Source organism: Acetobacterium bakii, assembly GCF_001263355.1.
GTDB classification, from domain to species: domain Bacteria; phylum Bacillota; class Clostridia; order Eubacteriales; family Eubacteriaceae; genus Acetobacterium; species Acetobacterium bakii.
This window is the reverse complement of sequence record NZ_LGYO01000060.1, coordinates 1-21,746: the sequence shown is the minus strand read 5'-3', so window position 1 is coordinate 21,746 and position 21,746 is coordinate 1. Positions and strand designations below refer to the sequence as shown.

Genomic DNA, 21,746 nt, shown 5'->3' with positions numbered 1-21,746 from the left:
AATTTTACTTGACAATCAACATCAATCTTTTATGATTGGTGCAGTTTTTGTATAGTCAAGTTGACGGTGATGCTATCCATTAAAGTAAGTGAAAAGTTATGCCCGAACTGCCGGAAGTAGAAACCGTTCGCAGAACGATATAGAATTTTGCTACTGAAAAAACTAAGGGAATCCGGGCTCACTACGATAAAATCGTCGTGGGGACACGAATAATTTTGAAGCAACGTTAACCGGACAAACCATTCGGGATATCGATCGGGTGGGGAAATATTTAGTCTTTATTTTGGATCACCATGCGTTTATTTCTCATTTGCGAATGTAAACACCCTTGAATAATTTAACTCAAGAGTATTTTCCCATATAACAAAGAGATAGTTCTTTTGTGTTTGATCACAAAATGTGACAAACACAATTACGCCTCGTCTAATTTATGTATTTTACATCCATATCGCTTGATCCACCACATTTTTTATTCTATAAACTGTTCTATCTCCTATACGATCAATTTGTTTCAGTTTTTCTTCCGAACATGAAGCTAATTCTCCAACAGTTACATAACCATTTAATTTCAATCTATTTATTTTGTCATCTGTTAAACCATATGGAAAAACATTTGATTTCTTTAGCTTTTCTATTTCTAAATCCAGTATACCCAAGTTATTAGCTACATCAATTTCTGGTAATATAATACTTGAAAAAAGTATATTATTTGCTGCAAATTGTATGTCTTCAACCTTTGAATTCATCCACTCCGTATGTAAATCTTTTGTTAACCTTGTCCCTGGAACTTTTTCTAATGCATTGCATAAATTAATTGAATATCTTGTTCCTCTACCTCCCTGTTTCATCCCTCTTGAAGCTTCTCTTTTCGAAATAAAACCCGCGTATTCTAATATTTCAAGTGGTTTTGAAAATTTATTCGCAAGATTACGGTGAACTATAAATGTTGTTGCTTTTTTTTCTCCACATTCTTTGTAAATTATATTTGCAATCTCCGTACAACAATCCATTAAAGATTCATATATTCCAATTTTATATTTAATTTCTTCAAGCATTGGCCAAAAAAAATCACTTGCTAATTCCAAAAACATATCACTCAATCGATTAAAGTTTAGCTTAATATCATTATCAAAAATGAGTGAACAACCTTTTATAAAAGAACGAACATTTCCTAATACCGACATGCCCAAAAAACTAGCAAATTCTTCTGCAGAAATATTTTCGAAAATTAATTTTCCCTTAACTTTTTCTGGGTATCTTAACTCCATAACTTCATAGAAAAACTCTCCGAAGCCAACTTGTCCATATCGTCGGGATATATCAATTACTTTTGCATCATTATAGACATCAAATCTAGTGCCAAATTTAGTTACCCCAGGATATATTGCAGCTTTACAAGAAACCATACTACTTGAAAGTGTCCTGAAAATATCAAAAAATTCTTCTAAACCAGCTTCTCTTCCGATGTGAGCTGCATCATCAAAAAATAAAACGATGCGTTTTCCAATCCTCTCAGCAAATTCAATAATTGCACTATGTACTGCATAAACTTCCAGTTCGCATGAAAATTCATACTTATAATCATTCATAGCAATTTTTTTTATTCTATCTATAAGAATTTTTAAAAACTCTTCCTCATATTGCTTACCTTGACTTCGTAATAAGGGTAAATGTCTTAAGCTTAAGTAAATACCACATGCGCTTTGGCTATTTTTGAGTCTTCTATCTGCTTCTCTTAGTAATGCGCTTTTACCTGTTCCTCTTCCACCTTTTAATAATACTGGCCCATGTGCCATTAACTGTGCTATTATGTTCTCTTCATATTTATAGAAACAGTGATATTTTTCAAAATCTTCTAGCGAAAAATCTTCACATGCTAATATTAAATTCGCATAGGTTTCTTCTAAATTAGACATTATTAATCATCTCCTCTACGTCCAAAAACATTGTTAATGCTCTATCTCTTTCAACAATCGGCATTATATACCCAATAAAATGACTTAACAGTCCCAAAGTAGCGCACAATTTATACATGTCTTTAATTAGACTTTTCAATGTGACCGTGTCTAACATTGTATTAATATCTACCAAACATTCTGAATGTACACCTTTCGAAAATGAAGAAAACAATCTAACAGCTATTGATTTTGATTTTTCAAAATTCGAATTTTCATCCTCTGATAATACTTCATTAAGCCAATCACTTTCATATTCTTTAACTTCTAAAAAATCGCTTAATTCTCTAAATGCCGGTTTCCACACTAATTCACCCATATGATTACCTAACAATGCTCTATCGTAACTATCTTTCTTCTTTTCACAAGACCATAAATCAGTTGCCATCTTTTTAGCGATTATGTCTCCTGTCCACTCTACTGCAAGTTGTGCCTTTTTTCCTAGATCATATGAAGCATCAGCTTGTGTTTTGTATACAGTGATTAACCTAAATGGATCTGTTCTACCCAATAAAGCTGTTAAAGTTGATTCCAGTACATTTCTTCCATAAAAAGGGATCTCAATATTTGCTCTATTTGAATTCCAATCATACTCTATTGTTAGTTTTGTCAATTTCGCTATTTTACTAGATAAATTAGTCAAAACATCTTCAAATACATACATATCAGATGTTGGTTCTCCACATATTAGTATATCGAAATCTTTTATATTTTCCATTTCATTCATCCTATTTTATTTTTGTATTCAAATAAAATTATAGCACAATTTAGTCATATTAAGGATCATATTTGAGTAGTAACTTGCAATTCAATCTTAATAATTGCACAAAGTTACATGAGAACATTTCGTAACCAGTCAAAAATATCAATTCAAACAGATTGTTGAAAAAATATGAAAATAGAATTTAAAAGCATTTAATGAAAGAAAAGCACCCTGTCGAGTGCTCATAAATACTAAATTAAACTAGTTTAAAATAATAAACTTTTGTTATATTCCATTTATTTTTACTCATATCTAATTCTCCACTTATCTGAACTTCCACCCCATCACGATGTGTATCACAGGCCAATCGATAATCTTCATCCGATAAACTAATACTGATTGAACGGTATCTTTTATCAAACATTGTAGTAAAGTGAATTGTATTTTTTATTATATGATCATGTTCTTTTTTCGCCAACGATGTTACAATACCTGTCAATATGACATCTTGGAAGAATGTCTTATCACGATATATTTTTGAAATTTCATCCATAACCCAAAAGTGTTTACTATCAAGAATAGCACAATCTTTTTTACCAACAACTTTTGTAATCGTTGAAGCATACCTAATTGTCGCAAAAATTTTTACTTGCTCATTTTCTGGTTTCAATTTCAAGAGGGCTTCACACATATTCGCAGTTGCACCATGCAAATACCCATCTTCAGTTAAATTTGAAATTTTCTCTTCAGCAATAGCGACTCTATCAATTTGTTCTAATGCCTTCTCCAATCTTTGAATTACACGGTATTCTAATGGTTTAATTTCATATTCAGAAATAACCATTTGTATGTTTTTTATATTTTCAACTTGAGCCTCAATATTAAATATAAAACTACCCTTCTCAGTCTGTCCCAACTTGAACTTGTCTACAAATTTTTTTGAGCGATCTGATGGTCGGTAACATACAGGTTGTGGGTTTTCTTCAGCACAGGTTGAATAAAGAATCAAATCCTTTAGCCCTTTCATGCAATCCGCGGCATAAGATAATGGAAGCTTCCCGTTTTTTGAAAAATCAGAAACTACTCTTATTTCAATCATATTGTTGTAACTTGCAATAATTTCTTTTAAAATTTCTTTTTCATTTCGTTCCTCTAATAATGCTATTGTTTCTAAAAAATTAGTAAAACTCGACTCAAAATCATCAAACTTTTCACTGGATGGAATCGCGATACGTGCTCCAAAAAATTCTGAATCAAATACCATTAGATTTTCATTTCTAAACTCAGTATCGCGTTTCCATCCTTTTAAAGATAAATATTTTTCCACAGAGACCGCAGTCACATCTTCAAAATTAAAATGGCTCTGACTATTTAATCGCATATGCCGCCACCTTCTTTGACCCGCTCAATCAATTGATTCAAGACTTCAGCAGTAAGTATGTTTTCTTCGGGTATTTCGATGCGTTTACTCTGTTTATTGTCGGTTTCTGGTAGCCCTTTTAATGAGCACCACCAACCGCATTTTTTCAATACCGTACTTTCGCAACAAACATTTACCCACTGATTCCGTTCATCTGGTAGCGAGTAAACAATAAGGATTCGAGGCTTCCCTACTTTTTCCATTATTAAATCACTATAATTTTTTACTGCTAAATCATAAATTAATTTTCCATCTTTCGGTTTAAGATTAACCGTTGCTTTTAATTGGAAGTCAATACTAAAACCATCTGAAACATATTGTTTCCTCTTTTTAATATAAATGACAGAATTAAAAGAACCATCTATCCCATAGTCATTTCTTGTTGATTCGCAAGTGACCCCAGCATCAGCTGCGATTGCTTGAACGTATGCTACACTTAAACATTCTTTAATATGCGCTTCTGGTCTCAAATAATATCACCCTCTCAGTGAAATTATAAGACAAACAGAAATGGTTTACAATGATAAGTTTTCATTATTCTAATCCTAGTAATTTGGGGGACGTTTCGGTTATCTAATAGACTATGGAATGCGGCATAGCCGAAAAAGACGCGATGGCGTTTTGTTTGCCATATTTCCCTATCAAACCTCTGAAAAAATAACACAGGAAAACGTAGGGACGTTTCGTTTAACATGCTTTATTTTATCCCCATCCCCCAAACCACTGTTAATAGCTTAATACCAGTCCCTAGTCGGGACTTCATTTATTTCATCAGCACAGTGAATATTACTCCATATGACTCGGGGACGTTTCGGGACCTGTGAAAAAGGACTGTTTTTTTGCTGAATTCATAAAATTTGAGTAAATTATTTTCAGAAAACGAAATTGATTCTAAAACTGACGAATATGTCAAAAAAACAAGAAGATTTAGCGGTCATGATGGCCGCTATTCTTTTTAAATTTACGGCAATGGCTGCCTGTTTGGACATCGCAACCAGACCGTAGCTTTTCGCCCGGCCAAGTCCATGGAATCGTTTGAGCTCCGCATTTTTCCCTTCAATGCTGGCTCTTTTTTTATACTTCTCTTTAAATTCATCGGTTTTCTGACTTTGGGAGATTTCATAGAATTCTATTGTATTCAACCCCGTGTAGAGTATTTTTCGCACTGCTTTTTTGGCACAGTCATCATGTTTCGGACAGTTCCTACAGGTTTCTTTCTCAAAGTAGTACCGATAGCCTTCCTGTATGCCACTTTTTGCATCTTTTCGTTTTCGCTTGAAGTACTTCCGGCTGACGGTTTCATTTCCCTGACTACAGAACCACTGATCGGAATCTTTGTTGTAGGAATATTCACTTTCATCAATACGATAGGCTGCACTGCTGACGGGAATATAAGATTGGGCCTCCAATTCTTCAATCTTCTCAAGAATGGATTTTCTGAAATAGGCTTTGTCACCGTACAACTCATTGATTGTCAACCCACTTGTCAGGGTATCACTTAGCAATTCTTCAATCAGGGTGCCATCCACATAGGCTCCGCTTGCGGTTCGCACAGCAGTGATGATCCGCTGGTCGGTGGTCATCATAAACTCAACCTTGTAACCGAAGAAGTTGGAGGTTTTGCTTTTTCGACCGACCCGGGCATCCTCATCGATCAGCGACCGAATTCCGGTCTGGTTCATAAATTTAGGCTCATCCAGGATTTCTTTTGCTTTTTTAATCATCTGATTAGTTTCCAGGGCATCTGTGGTTGTACGGCTTTCGGCGGTTCCAATCACCGTTTCCAGATAGTCTTTCATGACCTGTTTGGCCTGTTTATGATCGCTGATTTCTTTGTAGTCTGGAACTTCCGGCAGATTTTCCAGTTCATCGTTCGTTTCTACCTGATAGGTTGTTATGATCTTTCGGGCCAGGTGTTTCATTAACCGTTCCGGTGTTTTTTTGATCGTGTTGGCTTCCACATGGGTGGCATCAATACTCACGCTGCTGTCATTGAGAATCCCTTTTGCGACACATTGTCTGACAATTTCGATAATGATCTCATCCAGCAGCTGTTCGCCCAGTTTCAGTTTTCTGAATTTCGATAGCAAACTTCTTTCGGGCAAGGTATCTTCGGGATTGATGTCCAGAAAATAGAGATAGGTCAGGTTAAAGCTGGCTTCAACGATCACTTTTTCGTCGGAAAGATTGTAGATATGCTCCAGAAACAAAAGCTTACACATCAGTTCCGGTTCTTTGGCGGGACGTCCAAAATTCTGACAGTAGGTATCTTTCAACAGTTCATTGATAAAGCTGAAATCAACCGCTTTTTTTATCTGTTTTAGGATATGATTATCCGGAATTTTATTGTATAATAAGCAATGGAATGATGATTGTTTTGATTGCGGTCGAAGCATGATTTTTCCCCCTGACTGGTTGGTTTTGTTTGCACTTAATATACCAGACAGGGTTATTTTTTTTACTCATTTTTATACCTATTTGCTCTTTTATGTGCCTCATCTCATCACATTTCCATGCGGTCACTGGACCTTTTCATACAGAGCTGATTCAGCTGATATGTTCGACTTTTTCACAGGTCCCAAAGCGTCCACCATGTCTTCACCGGCTAAATCCGACAATTTATTCCTTGCCTGTAAACATCCTCAATGTCCTACCAACCTTATCCGTTTTAAAGTTCAGTAGTTTATTCATCTCATCATAATATCTACAGAACTTATATAGTAATTTTAAGCTCTCCACAATTCTTCTAGGTATCCATTTTAAATAATTTTTTCGCATTTTCTCAATTTCTTCCTTAGAAACCTCGATCATTGGATATTTATCATCATTAATATAAGTTTTTATACCTTCTTTAGTGAAAAATATCTCGTTTAATTTCTCAGAATTCAACGAACTGTTTCTTGACACAAGCGTCAGAAACTCATACTTATAGCTAGAAAATGCTCTTGAAGCACTCCAGTTTCCATTTGTATTCAATTCATCGAAACTTTGTGATATAATTTTTAGTTCTGGTATATCTTTAAAGTAATAACTTTCAACACTCGTGTCTCTCCGCAACCTACACTTATCATCTTCATAGTCAGGAAACCTACTATGAATCCAAAGATCAGCCACTAAGTCTTGACACTTAATTGCATATTGAAGATTTGAAGCAATAGAATAAAGTGAGCCTCCAATAACTTCAACCAAATCTCGTTGCTTTTGAATAATATCTTCCATTTTCTTTCGATTCGCTTGCGCTATCGCTCTTCTTATATTACCTCTGAAACTAATAAAATATCCTATAAACACAATTAGCACAGCAACCGTTAAAGGAGCTAGCAATTTAATATCTTCCCAAAAATCAAACTTAAAACTACCAAGATTTTTCACTATTTCTTGGATATCATTTAGCTCAAAGTATGTCAGACTAATAGCTGACAAAAATATCGCTATTAATGCGGGTAGTTTTATAAGAGAAAAAAATACACCTAAAAAAATATCTTTAATCGGAGGTCTTCGGATACTATTCCATACTATCTTGTCATCCTCTGATGAGCCATATATCCACCATCCAAGTCTTAAAAAATACATTAATTTGCTAAAACCATAATTCACTCTAATGCACAATATAGCTAATCGCATTTTTTCCGTTTTTAATAAATATTCTGATAGCCTATCTAATAGCAAATTAACTTCTACAGAAATTATGTCCACAAGTAAAACCCAAGATATTAGAATTGTAAAAATTTCACCCCAATAAATTAAAAAAAGCCAGATGAATTTTTCTTGTGACATCTCTAAATTGAATTCAATTATGTCGTAACAAATATCTCTTAGGCTGTATGACCTAAAAACAAAAAACGCTACTACTAAAACTATCAAAATCAAGAAGTATTTACCAATTTTTCTTTTGTCCATAACTTTTCTCACATTCATCATTACAATAATTTTATTCATTCCTATAATTTTTTTGGCAATGAAGGCGTGGGGACGTTTCGTTTGTATGCTTTATTTTATCCCATCCCCCACGCCACTGTTAATAGCTTGATACCAGTCCCTAGTCGGGACTTCATTTATTTCATCAGCGCAGTGATTATTACTCCACAAATAATAAATGAAGCATCTCATTGTCTTCTAAACCCCTTGCTGATGTTAGCTTTTCAAGATTATTAAATATTTTTTCTTCGTCCCAATTCCACCATTGAAGCTTTAGTAATAACTCAATTATTTCATCACTGAATCGCTTTTTAATGAATTTGGCAGGGTTGCCGCCATAGATAGTATATGGCTCAATATTTTTTGTTACCGTTGTGTTGGTCGCGATAATTGCACCATCACCGACCTTAACCCCTGGCATGATCGTAACATTTTGGCCGATCCAGACATCATTCCCGATCACAATATCTCCTTTAAAAGGCAGTTGCGCTAATGAAGGCGTGACCTTTTCCCAACCACATTCAAAAATATTGAAGGGATAGGTTGTAATCCCGTCCATTCTGTGGTTTGCACCATTCATGATGAACTTTATGCCCTCCGCTATCGCACAAAATTTACCGATTATCAGCTTATCTCCCAGGAATTCATAATGGTGCTCAATGTGATCATAAAATTCTTCCGGGGATTGTTTATTATCGCTATAATAAGTATATTCTCCGATTTCGATATTGGGCCTTTTAGGCAAATTGCTGATATAGCAAACCGTTCTGATCTTTTCATTTGGATAAAGCTTCTTCTTATCCGGTCCGTTCATAACTACCTCTCACGCTCTCTGTTTCCTTTGATTTGAACTACTCGGTTTTCCCGAACAGTTCGATTTTCTGCTGATGCCCCTTCAGCATGTCAGTATGCTGCTGATCACTCTAGCTGTTATTAATCCACGCCCGGTATTTTTTTGTATTATACCGCAACTTGTATATTTCCGTCAAAAGAAATACAATATAAGCGCAGTAAAGTAAAGGATGGTGAAAATAAATGAAACGGATATTTTTGGTTGAGGACGATCAGGCAATCGCTAAAAACCTGATCCTTTTGCTCCGCGCGGAGGGTTTTACAGTCACCCACGCCCCGACCCGGAGTGACGCCCTTACCGCCCTTGCCGGGAATAAATTTGACTTGGCGCTGGTTGATATTTCTTTGCCTGACGGAAATGGCTTTACGGTTTGTACGGAAATCAAAGCAACCCAGGATGTTCCGGTTATCTTTCTGACGGCATCCGGCGATGAGGCGAGTGTTGTTACCGGGCTGAACATGGGCGCGGACGACTATATCACCAAGCCGTTTCGGCCCCGGGAATTGATTGCACGCATTGGCAACGCCCTGCGAAAAAGCGGACGGTCGCCATCGGCCTTTGAAATTCGCGGGCTTCAGGTCGATACGGCCAGCGGCGTGGTGAAAAAAAACGGCAGCGAAGTTTTTCTGTCAGCCTTAGAATACCGCTTGCTGCTGGTGTTTATCAGCAGCCCCAAAAGCATTATCACGAGGGGCCGGCTGCTTGATGAATTGTGGGACGCGGCGGGGGAGTTCGTTAATGACAATACCTTGACGGTGTACATCAAGCGCCTGCGGGAGAAGATCGAGACCGACCCCGCAAGCCCGCAAATCATTCTGACCGTTCGCGGGACGGGGTATCGATTGGGAGGCGAGCATGCTGCGGAATAGAGAGTTTCGGCAGTTTGCCATTGTGTTTGCCTTAATCGCTGCCGCCACTGTGATGCTGGGATTTACCATCAATATTACGGCGGGCATCCTTGCCATTGCTTCTGCTGCCGCCTTTGGCACCGCGTTTTTCGTATTTACCAAAGCCCGCTACAAAAGCCTTGCGCGGATTTCAGATCAAATCGATCGCGTCCTTCATAATGATGATCGTCTGGATATTGACGAATTGGACGAAGGCGAGCTTTCCATTCTGCACAGCGAGATAAAAAAAATGACGCTGCGCATTCGGGAGCAAAACGACGCGCTGAAAAAAGAAAAAACACACCTTGCCGATTCGCTGACCGACATCGCCCACCAACTCCGCACTCCGCTCACATCCGTGAACCTTATTCTGTCATTGTTAGCAAAGAACCCTGATGAAAACAAGCGGAAAGCATTTGTCCGGGAAACCGAGGAATTGCTGGTACAGATGGATTGGCTGCTGACTTCCCTGCTAAAATTATCCCGCCTGGATGCGGGCATTGCGGTGTTTCAAAGCGAGCAGATCGATGTTAACCGCTTGCTCTGTGCCGCACTGCGCCCGTTTCTGATCCCTATGGAACTGCATAATATTGATGTGCAGACAGATGCCCCAGAAGGGCTGATGATTCAGGGCGATTCCGGTTGGCTTGCGGAAGCCATGCAAAACATCCTCAAAAATTGCATCGAGAGCGCCGGCGATAACGGAAAGATTGCGATTGTCTGCCGGGATAACCCGCTGTTTACCGAGATGGCCATCAGCGACAGCGGTGCGGGCTTTGAAACAGACGATTTACCCTGCCTGTTTGACCGCTTTTATCGTGGCCAAAACCAAAGCACCGCCGGATACGGGATTGGCCTGGCGCTCTGCAAGATGATTATCACCCGGCAGGGCGGAACGATTACCGCCAAAAACCACCCCCAGGGCGGCGCGATCTTTGCCCTGCGTTTCCCAAAGTGACGGATCTCTCACCTGAAAGTCACCGAGCTGTAAGCTGAAGCTGCTATCATATGGGTAAACCATCAGAAGGGAGACTCACATAATGGAGTTTTTAAAAATTGAAAATTTATGCAAGGTCTACGGCAAGGACGAAAACCAGGTTACCGCCCTGGACCATGTTTCGCTGACAATCGAAAAGGGGGAGTTTACCGCAATCATCGGCTCATCCGGCTCGGGCAAATCCACATTGCTGCACATCATCGGCGGTGTGGACGTGCCGACAAGCGGCAAGGTGTATTTGGACGGCCAGGATGTCTATGCCCAAAACAATGAAAAACTGGCCATCTTCCGCCGGCGGCAGGTTGGGCTGATCTACCAGTTTCACAACCTCATTCCGACGCTGAATGTGGTGGAAAACATCACCCTACCGATCCTGATGGACAAGCGCAAGGTCAACAAGGAACGGCTGGATGACCTGCTCGAAATGCTGGGGCTTAAAGACCGCAAAACGCATTTACCCAATCAGCTTTCGGGCGGTCAGCAGCAGCGGGTTTCCATCGGACGGGCTTTGATGTACGCCCCGGCGCTGATGCTGGCTGACGAACCCACAGGCAGTTTGGACAGCCGGAACGGCCATGAAATCATCAAACTGCTGAAAGAGAGCAATCAAAAATATCGACAGACCCTGCTCCTTGTCACCCATGACGAAAATATCGCCCTGCAGGCCGACCGCATTATCGGCATCTCAGACGGCCAAGTCGTCCGCGACGAACGGGTGCGGTCATGAACATTTTCAACAAAATCACCCTGCAAAGCATGATCAAAAGCCGGACCCGAACGATTGTCACGATTATCGGCGTGGTTCTGTCCGCCGCCATGATCACCGCCGTCGCTACCTTTGGCGTTTCCCTGCTGAGCTATCTGGCCAACGGGGCGGCCCAGAAATACGGCGATTGGCACGTTGAGTTTGTGAACGTCCCGGCTTCTTTCGCCCAGGAACGAAGCCACGACGAGGGCGTCGCTGACACCGCGGCATTTGAAAATATCGGCTACGCCACCCTTGACGGCGGAAAAAACCCGGACAAACCGTATCTTTTTATCGCCGGATTCAACGCTGATGCCTTTAATACCTTGTCCATCAATCTGATTTCCGGCCGGCTGCCTGAAAACAGCGGGGAGATTCTTGTTTCAGGCAGCGTCGCCGCCAACGGCGGCATTAAATTCGCGGAGGGTGACACGCTTTCACTTGCTGTCGGCAACCGCAGCGATGGCAATATGAATCTCGGTCAACACGACCCTTACACTGCCGGGAACGAAACGCTGGTGCCCCAAGACGAGCGAACTTACACGGTGGTCGGTATCTATCAAAGACCCGGATTTGAGGAATCGACCGCACCGGGATATACCTTGATAACGAAAGCCGATCCCCAAGATCAAGCGGACAGCGTCAGCCTCTTTGTCACGCTTAAAAACCCCCGCAGTATCCAGACTTACGCCAGCAGCACCGCCGGAGCAGGGGCTTACGTTTTAAATGATAATGTGCTGCGCTTCATGGGTCTTTCGGATGATAATATCTTTAACGTGTTTTTGTACGCGGTTGGCGGCATTGTGGTCGCCATCATCATGATCGGCTCGATTTTTCTGATTTATAACGCCTTCAACATTTCGCTGAACGAACGCACCCGGCAGTTCGGAATTCTTTCATCGGTGGGTGCCACAGCCAAGCAACTGCGAAATTCAGTGCTGTTTGAAGGGCTTTGCATTGGTGCGGTCGGCATCCCGATTGGCGTTTTAGTCGGCATCGGCAGTATCAGCCTGGTGATTTCCGTTGTCGCCGGGAATTTTGGAAACGTCATGTACAGTAATGTCCCGTTAACCTTAACGGTGTCGATCCCCGTCATTGTCGTTGCGGCGGCGGTTAGCCTGGTTACGATTCTGATTTCGGCCTATATCCCAGCCCGGAAGGCTGCCAATACGCCCGTGATGGAAAGTATTCGCCAGACCAACGAGATCAAGGTAGAATCCAAAGCCGCGAAAACCTCAAAACTGGCCCAGCGTATTTACGGTTTGGAGGGAACCCTGGCACAAAAGAATTTTAAGCGAAACAAGAAGGGCTATCGCAGTATCGTGCTATCACTGGGTTTAAGCGTTGTGCTATTTGTCTCGGCCAGTGCTTTTGTAACGGATATGAAACAGGCGGCGGAGCGTTCAGTAGCGTTTACGACCTATGACATCGGCTTTGCCACCCAGGACATGAACGATAGCGATATGCAGCCGCTTTACGACAAACTAAAAACCGCCGACGGTGTTTACGAAAGCTCGTATCAGGCGCTGATGAAGTATTCATGCACTGCCAAAGCCAGTGATCTTTCCGCCGATTACTGGGCAACCGTGGGTTCATCTGCGCCGGACGAAACGGTTAATCTGCCCATGGACCTCCAGTTTCTTGATGACAGCACCTATCTGAGTATGCTAAGCGACTTGGGCTTGCCGGCCGCGGACTATACCGGACCAAATGCAAAACTGATCGCCGTGGCCAAAATGCCAGGTCAGGACAATCAGATGTGGGAGGTTGATCAGCTTAGTGATCTGTTCACAAGTTCTTCCCTGAATTTTACCATTGCTCCCGCAACAAATGGCGCGCCAACGACGGCATCGGAGCAAAACGTCAGCGTGACCTTTGTCGAGACCGTGCCGCCAGATACCCTCCCGATCCTCGGAAACGTCGGGTCGGAGAATCCGTTCTTTTTTAGGGTGATGGCTCCTTATTCGCTCAAAGCGCAGTTTGAAACTCCTGATACCCAGGTGGCTGTTAAGGGCTTGACCTTTCGCTCAAAGCATCCCACCCAGTCGACGGCTGAAATGGAAACGATGATTCAGGCTGCGGGAATTACAGCCGATTACAACCTCTACAATACCTATAAAATGCTTGATGAGAGCCGCAATTACATCTTCATTGCCAACGTCTTCGCATATACTTTTATCATTATGATTTCGCTGATTGCGGTTGCCAATGTGTTCAACACGATTTCCACCAATATCAAGCTGCGCCGGCGGGAACTTGCGATGCTCCGCTCGGTGGGGATGTCCGACCGCGATTTCCAAAAGATGATGAATTTCGAGTGTGCCTTTTATGGCATGAGGGCCTTGCTCTTCGGGCTTCCCATCGCGGCAATCGCTTCCTGGCTGATTTACAAAGGGATGGTTCTCGGCGGGACGGACAATATCGATTTTGTGTTCCCCTGGGGCAGTATGGCCATCAGCGTGTTCAGCGTACTCTTTGTGGTGTTCATTACAATGCTGTATGCTGTCAGCAAGATAAAAAAAGAAAATATCATTGACGCGCTGCGGGATGATATGACTTGATTCCAAACCGGTATTAACTTGCTGAAAATCAAAAGATATTTAGTACCAATGATTCACAATCTGCAGTTAGGCATTCCGCTTTATGTTACAATGGGCAAAAATGGCGGCATTTTATTATTCGTCTTCTGTCTTTAAATAAAAGATAATAGAAAAATACAAAGCCGCATTAGAACATTACAAAGGAGTATAAAAATGAATATTAGAGCCGAACTAGAAAGAACAGTCGGAATTGCAGAAAATATACAGTTAAATGATTTAGAGCTTGACCCCTTGAAAATTAAGACAATTATGATTAACGAGGTAGTTCCAGCTGACCCCTCTCAAGATTTTTACGGTCAGCTTGATGCCGATTATTTGACAACAACGATACCTCTTTTTCAAAAGTCTGGATTGCAAGTCAAGGATATACAAGACATATTACACATGGGTGTTTATATTACAAACGCAGTCAAAACGCCCAAATCAGATTACACGATTGAAAAAAGCAGTATTGAGAATAGCTTATCCTACTTGGAAAAAGAGCTTGCATTATTCCCAAATGTCAAAGTAATTATGCTCATGGGCGACGTTGCAAAAAAAGCATTTAACATGTTAACCAAAAAGACAACGAAGAAAAATGTCGTTCCTGCTGTTCCAACCTATAAGCTACGAAATAGCGAAATCTACTACGGGAATATTCGGGTTATGCCATCTTATATTATGACGGGCAAAAATATTCTAATCGAGAAGTCAAAGTTTGAAATGGCTTCCGAGGATATTGCCGCAATGGCTCGCATAATTAAATAATCACCGTTTGTTATATCCTCCTAAAACTACAAATGATTGACCCTCCAAATATGCGATAGATATTTACAATCAGGGATATCTGGAAGAAAAACTATTTAAAGACGAGATCGATCCGGACGGACTTGAAAATTTCAGTCTTGTAGGACTTTCCATGGGTGGTAGCCTCAACATCGAATATGCAGCGCTACATCCGGATAAGGTCAAATCACTGGTTCTGTTCGAGCCGGGTGGATTGAGCGAAAAGGTCGATTCGCAATTTATAGTATGGCTTTACATAAAGATACCGGGTATGCTTAGGATGCTCAACCGGAAGTATATTAAGAAAGACCATGCGGCGATGAGAAAATTGCTGGAATCTATTTATGTGGGCGGTTCAAAACCAACGAATCCAGACCGGTTGACTTCAATTCTCGAGAAGCAGTCTGAGATTGACAGAGCGGTAAAACTGGTTATCGATAGAGGCATAAAAGCCGAATTGGAAGTCATTCCGAACGCCGGGCATATGCTGCCTCTTGAACGGCCTGAGCAGGCAAATGCGGCGGTAAAAGTGTTTCTAGACAAAACAAATATTCAGTGACTCAAACAATGAGACCACTTAAGAAACAGACCTGATAAAGGGACGTTTCATTTGCCAGGAAAGAACGATAATTTCTGTGGCATAATTATATCTTTTCCATTGCAGCGATGGTTTCAATTGGTGTATACTCATGGTGAATCCCGCAAAAAAAAGCATCCACTGACACCGGGAAAACGTATCAGTAAAAAGCGCGTAGCCGAATTAGTAGCCGTATCGAAAGAAATATTGGCGCAGGCCATTGCCCAGGAACGAATAAAATGGTTGTTCCTGGGGGATCGCATTAATTAGCGGAAATACTTTAAAGGAGGCATAACATGAGCGTATGCGTAAAAGTTGATAAAACAGACAAACAAAAGAAGACAGTTGGTGGCGGATTGAAAAAAACATTAGTGCTTATTTCATTAATAGGTTTATTATCGCTTACCGGTTGTAGTGAATCCGAGAGGGTTTCTCAGAATTTGTCTCAAGAAGCAGACAATTTCAATGTTGTAAGACAAGTAACGGTCATCAATTGTATAACTAATGATGTAATGTTTCAAATGACTGGTAAACTATCAATAACGGCGGATCGAGAAGACAATCAACTTGAAATAATTGTTGAGGATGAAGATGGAAGTTATAAGAAACATTTTATAGGTCTTAGTGATAACGTCACTTATACTATTGAAGATTTGGGATCAAATGATGTTTCAAAATATAAGTATACGCTAAACTTTAATCCAAAAATGTGGATTCCGGCTGAAGTTAACACTGTCGATTAAATTAACGACCGTCAAACTGGCCGATGGCGCTGTTCTTGATCCCGTGGCTGCACTTGAACGCAAACTATAACATAATTATTTGAGAAGGAGATTATCATGGCTTTAGAGGGCGTGTTGTATAAATTTCACAAGGATACGGATATTCGGGACATCCAATCAAAACCATGGGCGGTTTCAAATGAACTGATGGGCAAATTTAAACAGGCCAACCAAATCCACCGTTATTTCGTTGAGAATGTCCAAAACGGCGTTGATAGTCGAACCTGTCACAATGTGTCTCAGGAACAGTTTACCGAGCTGTTAAACCGGTGCTTATTGGTCGAAAGCGACCCTGATCGCGCCGAAGAACTCTTGCCTACCTTATCGGGTTTTGATTTTGGCAGGACTGCTTATGATGATACTTACATGGATACGCTCAGCAGGGCCTTGATTATTTTGCGATATGTCAAGAACAACATCGATTTTGATCAGGAAATCTTGTTCTACAGCAGTTCCTGGTAATTATTCGCAGCAAATCTGATCAGATAATCTTCCAGCGAATTTCTGACAAATGGCCAAGTGGTGTTACCTTTTTTATTCAATCGATAAAGATCAAGGCACTCCTAAATGGAGTGCCCCAAAATGACATGTTTTTTTGTTCAACTTTTCTTTTTTACTGGAAACCAAATTTCCCTCCTGAATTTTGGTTTCACAATATCCTTGCTTTCATTCCATAAAATTTCCGGTCCCTCAACTGCCTCATACCCCGATGCCGGGAACCACTCTGAATATATCCTTCCCCACACATTTTGAAGCGTTTCGGGAAATGGTCCGATTGATTTGAACATATTCTGATAAACTTATGCCCACTAAAAAAGAAAATATTCGTTTGAAATGATGCTCAGAACTGCAGGCAATTTTTGCTATCTCATGATAGTCAATCTCTTCGTCCAAGTGATTTTCAATGTATGCTAATGCATTATTTATATTACTTAAAAACGACGAAACATTTCTTCGCTTATTTCTTCACCTGGCTGAATAAGAATAAGACGATCATCTTTTTCATTGTTGGTCAACACTTCCAACAAATGGATGTTACCTTGGGTTTCATTGACACCTAGACCAAGTTTTTCAGCCATTTCATCACATTTTTGTCTATCTTCGTCGGTTTCCACACCAGTGCGGATAAATAACAGATACTGATAATTTTTAAACATGGTTTTAGCGATGCGCATGGCCCTCTTTTCACCGTACTTTTCCTTCATCCGATCATGCTCATATCCTATTCCATCTTCACCCCATAACCACCCCTGGGACACAAAATAAGAAGTGCAACGCAAGGCACCAATATCTTTGTGGCCATATAAAAAAATATCTATGCAGTCGTCCACTTTCGGCATCAAAATTGGACATTGTTTTGCCTGAACCCCCACCAGTGCTTTTCCACACAATCCATAAGTGAGGTAAATGATATCTGCATCGGATTCCTGATCAATTGCATTTTGTATTTCTAAATGAAGTTTGTCCGGCTCATTATGCAGTTTATCCTGTAGCCATCGACACTCAATGTCCGAATCTTCAAGAAATGCCTCCATTTCTTTTCTCAAAACACCACAGCCAATTAAAGTTCTTTTCATCTTGGACCTCCATAGACCTTTTAATCATAGCACTAACTCATCTGCAGCTTTATCTACTTATAAATTCTATTATCCAATAAATTTTAAATATTATTTTACAAGTATATATAAATACCCATTTTTCATTTTTCTAGGTATGTCTCCTTTAAAGCCTAACAGTTTCAATTCATTAACTAACGTCATTAAGAAAAATCCATGCGATACCATTATTATATTTTCATTTAACATTTATTGTGGTGTGCTAATTATTAGGAGAATTTATTGGCTTGTCTATTTGATGACAAGCCAAGTTAACAGCCAGATGCGGGGGAAGTTTCGTTTCTCTAATAAAATTTTCTCAACACCTCAAATTAATTTACTCTCCAATTATTTTAACCAATACCCGCTTATCCCGTTTTCCATCAAATTCATAATAAAAGATCTGTTCCCATTGTCCAAAATCCAGCTTTCCATCGGTTACGGCAACCACCGCTTCTCTGCCCATAATCGTTCGTTTCAAATGGGCGTCGGCATTGTCTTCAAAACCATTATGACCATACTGGCTATACGGCTTTTCCGGTGCTAATTTTTCCAACCAGACCTCGTAATCCTGATGTAAACCGCCCTCATCATCATTGATAAAAACGCTAGCTGTGATATTCATAGCATTGATCAAAATCAATCCTTCTTTAATCCCACTTTCTGCCAGTGCTTTTTCAACATCTCTCGTAATATTGACCAATCCTCTTCGTGTGGGTAAATTAAAATGCAACTCTTTGCGATAAGAAATCATCTTTAGCCTCCTTGTTTTTCTTTTATTCTACCACTTTTTAAATTTATATTCATCAATTATGACGAAGGATACTAGAAGAAGATGGCTTTTTTTCTAAAAAAAACTAAAAACTCACCGGACTCGAAAAGATTTATTAACTATTGGTTCGTTGATCGAATCACCACCACTGTATGAAAATTTAACGGCATTTGAAAATTTAAACGTATGAGCAACGCTGATGGGATTTCAGCAAAAAGATGCAATGACCTTTTACGACAGATGGACTTGATGGATACTAAAAATAAAAAGATCTCCGATTTTTCGTTGGAAATTGTACCGCTTTTTATTTCCATGCTTACCTCATTTTCTCAGCTCAGTCGGCTCACATGACATATCAATCGATAACGGAATGGCTGTGAATATAAAATTCTTCCTGACTTGGCTGGAATTGCTTCTCCATTTTTTCCAGACTCTCATCAAAACGCCAGGCTTCCTCTTCATCGATCTTCATTACAGGACTGTCATAGTAAACCCATTTTTTTCCGTCTAAAGCTTCCTGCTTCAGTTCTTTTACCATCATTGCCGATGGGAATTTTCCATCGGCAAGACAGATGTTGAACTTTTTACAACTCTTAAAGCCTCGACTGACATAATTTCCGGGATTTCCAAATATTACAATCACATCATAACCAAGTGAAGCCGCCTGATTAAATGAATGCTCCATGAGCATTTTCCCGTAACCCATTCTTTGGTATTCTGGTAAAATGGAAACCGGCCCGAAGGTAATGATTTCTTTTTCTTCTCCAGCCTCATCAACCAGCTTTGCTTTTGTGTACATGATATTGCCGATGATCTGATTATCAACTTCAATTACCAGATCCAACTCCGGTAGAAAATCCTTGTGTGACCGCATAACATGAACTAAATAGTGTTCATTGCACCCTGGCATATATAAATTCCAAAAAGCTTTCCTTGTAATTTCTTCTACTCTCTGATAATCTGTTTCTTCTTCATTTCTAATCTTAATTACTTTGTCCACTTATACAACCATTCCTTTCGTTTATTTACTCTGGGTTTCAATCAACCTCATATGTTTCCTGATTCACGAATAGTTGCTGGTTCACATTCACGAACAAGAGGCAACACATTACGATAAAGGCTCCTCCTTTCAGGAAGTGCCCTCTATGATGCGGGGACGTTTCGTTCGTCATACATATCCCTTTAATGCCCGCTTTACTGCCATCTTAACAGCCCCAGCACCCGCCTCAATTAGGCTAGCTCTTTCACCGGTTTCCCATCACAAGCGAAGCGTCTCCCATGTCATTTTTTGAGTATTCTCTTTAAGTAGGCGATATCTAATAAATTCACCGTCTCAAAATTTCCTTTATAAAACACACCCCAGTTATTGAAAACACAAGGCAATTCCTTTGCTTTTTGGAGCGTATCCACTTGAATTAAAGATACAGGGACCTTATTCATTTCACAATACTGTTTTATCACCTCAATGTTTTGATAGATATAGGGGCATTGCATATCATAATAAATTGTTAGTTCTTTACTTTCGATTTCTTGGTTTTTAACATTTTGCGCGAACTTTGGCGCTGTTCCGTCAAAAGAAAGTGCCAGCAATTCATATCCATTGTCGGTGGTATCAACAACCTCAAAGCCGAACTTCTTCACAAATGATTGGTCCGAAAGCCAGGATTTTTGTTTTTTTGCGCCAAGCATACAAATGCCGGATTTACCGCTTTCTTTGGCATCAGCCATACAATACTTCATCAGCGATTTCCCATACCCTTTTCCCTTATGACTACCAGAGACCCATAAGCAATATAGATAATAATAGTTATCACCCGTTATAGGAACCCAAGCTGTTTCAAGAGGAGCATATTCAATAAAAACCGTAGCCCTTGCATTTAACTTTCTAAAGACATGACCTTCATTGAGTCGGTCTGAAAGCCATTGTCGCTTTGCATCAATGCCTTGATGGGGCTTTTTACTACGGATAATACAGCATAAATGCTCATTGACAAGGTTTTCTGTTGTTAAGTTTACAAAATCAGTATTCATGTGTACCTCCCGCTTCAAAACCACAACGTGTCATCATTATCAATCCTTCTTTAATCCCGCTTTCTGCAAGCGCTTTTTCAGCATCTTTTGTAATATTGACCAGCCCGCTTCATGTGGACAAGTTAAAATGTAACTCTTTGTGCTAGGAAATCATCTTTTACTCCTTGTTTTTCTTTTATTCTACCACTTTTTAATTTTAAATTCATCAATTATGAGGAAGGATACAAGAACAAGATGACTTTTTTCTGAAAAAAACTAAAAACTCGCCCTTGACTCTCCCCGTGGAGGAGGATTTATACTTCAAATTGTAGCAAGAATGATTGGAGGAAGCAATGGAAAACTGTATTGAAGTGAAAAACTTAAACAAGTGTTATGGCAACCGAGTGGCGGTGAACAATTTAAATCTCACCGTAAAAAAAGGCGAGGTATTTGGTCTCCTAGGGCCCAACGGTGCCGGTAAATCAACCACCATCGACTGTATCCTGGGACTGAAATCATTTGAAAACGGATCGGTTCGGGTTCTGGGCATGGATCCGGCCAGGGAAAGAAAACGACTTTTTGAGCGGGTCGGGGTGCAGCTTCAGTCTTCCAGCTATCAGGGCAATATCCGGGTGGGTGAAGTCTGTGAGGAAATCGCCGCTCTTTACCGTTTGCCCGCTGATTACCGTGACTTATTGGCGCAGTTTAAGCTGGATCAGTACCTCAAGCAACCGGTGGCAAAACTCTCCGGAGGCGAAAAGCAAAAGCTGTCGGTGCTGCTGGCGCTGATACCCTGCGTCTCGCCCAGGTGGAATCCTATCTGGCAAAAAATGACGGGGAATACCATGTGATCCTCAAGGAACTCTCCCAGGTGATTGTGGCATCCATGCGGACCATCGTCCCAAGCTATGACGCCCTGTTTCATATTGTCCCTCCCATGGGGGCCGAAATGGAGCAGATGGGCTGTGTCTGTGCGGTTCCGGAATAATGTTTTAATATCTATCATGACGGCGAATACCGGGAAACTGATGTGGACGTGGAGGTCTGCGAGGCGGTCACCGAAAAAAAAGCGGACTCGGAAATGCTGACATTCAAGGTTATCGGCCGGGTGGCGAATGCCGCCTGCGTGCTTCACAAAGGCCCCTATGAGGGCTTCCCCAACGCCTA

Annotated in this window: 24 protein-coding genes and 2 pseudogenes; 13 read left to right on the top strand and 13 right to left on the bottom strand. The window is 40.5% G+C overall.

The features are described 5' to 3' along the window. Positions 1-241: 241 nt before the first annotated feature. Entirely contained in the window at positions 242-322 is an 81-nt protein-coding gene (locus AKG39_RS20940; protein ID WP_423230045.1) for a hypothetical protein, read from the top strand. A 115-nt stretch (positions 323-437) separates the two neighbouring features. Here AKG39_RS20940 and AKG39_RS17535 read toward each other — a convergent pair whose 3' ends face one another. The 7 genes from AKG39_RS17535 to AKG39_RS17505 form a co-directional block, all read right to left on the bottom strand. Next, complete coding sequence (locus AKG39_RS17535) at positions 438-1,916, bottom strand: ATP-binding protein (protein ID WP_050741700.1); 1,479 nt, start codon at positions 1,914-1,916, stop codon at positions 438-440. Continuing rightward, complete coding sequence (locus AKG39_RS17530; RefSeq protein WP_050741699.1) at positions 1,909-2,673, bottom strand: hypothetical protein; 765 nt, start codon at positions 2,671-2,673, stop codon at positions 1,909-1,911. Before AKG39_RS17530 ends, AKG39_RS17535 begins: the two co-directional genes overlap by 8 nt. A 241-nt stretch (positions 2,674-2,914) precedes the next feature. Continuing rightward, a complete protein-coding gene (locus tag AKG39_RS17525) occupies positions 2,915-4,039 on the bottom strand; it encodes a hypothetical protein (RefSeq protein WP_050741698.1) in 1,125 nt (374 codons plus the stop codon). Next, on the bottom strand, positions 4,030-4,548 hold the full coding sequence (locus AKG39_RS17520) for a DUF4365 domain-containing protein (protein WP_050741697.1): 519 nt from the start codon (positions 4,546-4,548) through the stop codon (positions 4,030-4,032). Before AKG39_RS17520 ends, AKG39_RS17525 begins: the two co-directional genes overlap by 10 nt. A 402-nt stretch (positions 4,549-4,950) precedes the next feature. Continuing rightward, the gene (locus AKG39_RS17515) at positions 4,951-6,474 is read right to left on the bottom strand and encodes an IS1182 family transposase (RefSeq protein ID WP_050741696.1); all 1,524 of its coding nucleotides are present in this window, start codon (positions 6,472-6,474) and stop codon (positions 4,951-4,953) included. 223 nt (positions 6,475-6,697) lie between these two features. After that, positions 6,698-8,017: a hypothetical protein gene (locus AKG39_RS17510; RefSeq protein ID WP_126981259.1), complete on the bottom strand. Its 1,320-nt coding sequence runs from the start codon at positions 8,015-8,017 to the stop codon at positions 6,698-6,700. Between the two features lie 139 nt (positions 8,018-8,156). Continuing rightward, positions 8,157-8,810 carry a Vat family streptogramin A O-acetyltransferase gene (locus AKG39_RS17505; RefSeq protein ID WP_050741694.1) on the bottom strand — a complete coding sequence of 218 codons (654 nt, stop codon included), beginning with the start codon at positions 8,808-8,810 and terminating at the stop codon, positions 8,157-8,159. A gap of 221 nt (positions 8,811-9,031) precedes the next feature. On the opposite strand from AKG39_RS17505, the gene AKG39_RS17500 reads away from it, so the two are divergent. From AKG39_RS17500 to AKG39_RS17460, 9 genes are all read left to right on the top strand, one after another. Continuing rightward, entirely contained in the window at positions 9,032-9,718 is a 687-nt protein-coding gene (locus AKG39_RS17500) for a response regulator transcription factor (protein ID WP_050741693.1), read from the top strand. Next, on the top strand, positions 9,705-10,694 hold the full coding sequence (locus tag AKG39_RS17495; RefSeq protein ID WP_050741692.1) for a sensor histidine kinase: 990 nt from the start codon (positions 9,705-9,707) through the stop codon (positions 10,692-10,694). The genes AKG39_RS17500 and AKG39_RS17495 overlap by 14 nt, the downstream gene beginning before the upstream one ends. Positions 10,695-10,776: 82 nt before the next feature. Then, on the top strand, positions 10,777-11,460 hold the full coding sequence (locus AKG39_RS17490) for an ABC transporter ATP-binding protein (RefSeq protein ID WP_050741691.1): 684 nt from the start codon (positions 10,777-10,779) through the stop codon (positions 11,458-11,460). After that, positions 11,457-14,039 (top strand): FtsX-like permease family protein, encoded by a 2,583-nt coding sequence (locus AKG39_RS17485; RefSeq protein ID WP_050741690.1) that lies wholly within the window; start codon positions 11,457-11,459, stop codon positions 14,037-14,039. The genes AKG39_RS17490 and AKG39_RS17485 overlap by 4 nt, the downstream gene beginning before the upstream one ends. A gap of 192 nt (positions 14,040-14,231) precedes the next feature. After that, the gene (locus tag AKG39_RS17480; RefSeq protein WP_050741689.1) at positions 14,232-14,825 is read left to right on the top strand and encodes a uracil-DNA glycosylase family protein; all 594 of its coding nucleotides are present in this window, start codon (positions 14,232-14,234) and stop codon (positions 14,823-14,825) included. A gap of 55 nt (positions 14,826-14,880) precedes the next feature. Beyond that, positions 14,881-15,402 carry an alpha/beta fold hydrolase gene (locus AKG39_RS17475; protein WP_341408278.1) on the top strand — a complete coding sequence of 174 codons (522 nt, stop codon included), beginning with the start codon at positions 14,881-14,883 and terminating at the stop codon, positions 15,400-15,402. 120 nt (positions 15,403-15,522) lie between these two features. After that, positions 15,523-15,690: a hypothetical protein gene (locus AKG39_RS20340; RefSeq protein ID WP_201780295.1), complete on the top strand. Its 168-nt coding sequence runs from the start codon at positions 15,523-15,525 to the stop codon at positions 15,688-15,690. Positions 15,691-15,716: 26 nt separating this feature from the next. After that, positions 15,717-16,163, top strand: a complete 447-nt coding sequence (locus AKG39_RS17465) for a beta-sandwich lipoprotein (protein WP_242852660.1) — start codon at positions 15,717-15,719, stop codon at positions 16,161-16,163. A 96-nt stretch (positions 16,164-16,259) separates the two neighbouring features. After that, entirely contained in the window at positions 16,260-16,664 is a 405-nt protein-coding gene (locus AKG39_RS17460) for a hypothetical protein (RefSeq protein ID WP_050741686.1), read from the top strand. Positions 16,665-16,801: 137 nt separating this feature from the next. Here the strand turns inward: AKG39_RS17460 and AKG39_RS17455 are convergent. The 4 genes and pseudogenes from AKG39_RS17455 to AKG39_RS17445 form a co-directional block, all read right to left on the bottom strand. Next, positions 16,802-16,990: pseudogene (locus tag AKG39_RS17455) on the bottom strand (GyrI-like domain-containing protein); the annotation flags it as partial. After that, complete coding sequence (locus tag AKG39_RS20335) at positions 16,902-17,096, bottom strand: helix-turn-helix transcriptional regulator (protein ID WP_201780296.1); 195 nt, start codon at positions 17,094-17,096, stop codon at positions 16,902-16,904. The gene AKG39_RS20335 and the pseudogene AKG39_RS17455, both read right to left, overlap by 89 nt. A gap of 38 nt (positions 17,097-17,134) precedes the next feature. Continuing rightward, on the bottom strand, positions 17,135-17,779 hold the full coding sequence (locus AKG39_RS17450) for a DUF1638 domain-containing protein (protein ID WP_050741684.1): 645 nt from the start codon (positions 17,777-17,779) through the stop codon (positions 17,135-17,137). 355 nt (positions 17,780-18,134) lie between these two features. After that, on the bottom strand, positions 18,135-18,551 hold the full coding sequence (locus AKG39_RS17445; protein WP_050741683.1) for a secondary thiamine-phosphate synthase enzyme YjbQ: 417 nt from the start codon (positions 18,549-18,551) through the stop codon (positions 18,135-18,137). Positions 18,552-18,663: 112 nt separating this feature from the next. Between AKG39_RS17445 and AKG39_RS20935 the strand changes: the two are divergent. After that, a pseudogene (locus AKG39_RS20935) lies at positions 18,664-18,756 on the top strand (lantibiotic ABC transporter ATP-binding protein); the annotation flags it as partial. 168 nt (positions 18,757-18,924) lie between these two features. On the opposite strand, the gene AKG39_RS17435 reads toward AKG39_RS20935, so the two are convergent. Together AKG39_RS17435 and AKG39_RS17430 are read right to left on the bottom strand one after the other, a co-directional pair. Beyond that, a complete protein-coding gene (locus AKG39_RS17435; protein WP_050741681.1) occupies positions 18,925-19,569 on the bottom strand; it encodes a GNAT family N-acetyltransferase in 645 nt (214 codons plus the stop codon). A 281-nt stretch (positions 19,570-19,850) separates the two neighbouring features. Then, positions 19,851-20,600: a GNAT family N-acetyltransferase gene (locus AKG39_RS17430; RefSeq protein WP_050741680.1), complete on the bottom strand. Its 750-nt coding sequence runs from the start codon at positions 20,598-20,600 to the stop codon at positions 19,851-19,853. Positions 20,601-20,932: 332 nt separating this feature from the next. Between AKG39_RS17430 and AKG39_RS17425 the strand changes: the two genes are divergently transcribed. Both AKG39_RS17425 and AKG39_RS20585 read left to right on the top strand, forming a co-directional pair. After that, positions 20,933-21,430, top strand: a complete 498-nt coding sequence (locus AKG39_RS17425; RefSeq protein WP_242852659.1) for an ATP-binding cassette domain-containing protein — start codon at positions 20,933-20,935, stop codon at positions 21,428-21,430. Then, positions 21,388-21,567: a hypothetical protein gene (locus AKG39_RS20585; RefSeq protein WP_242852658.1), complete on the top strand. Its 180-nt coding sequence runs from the start codon at positions 21,388-21,390 to the stop codon at positions 21,565-21,567. The genes AKG39_RS17425 and AKG39_RS20585 overlap by 43 nt, the downstream gene beginning before the upstream one ends. Positions 21,568-21,746 lie beyond the last annotated feature (179 nt).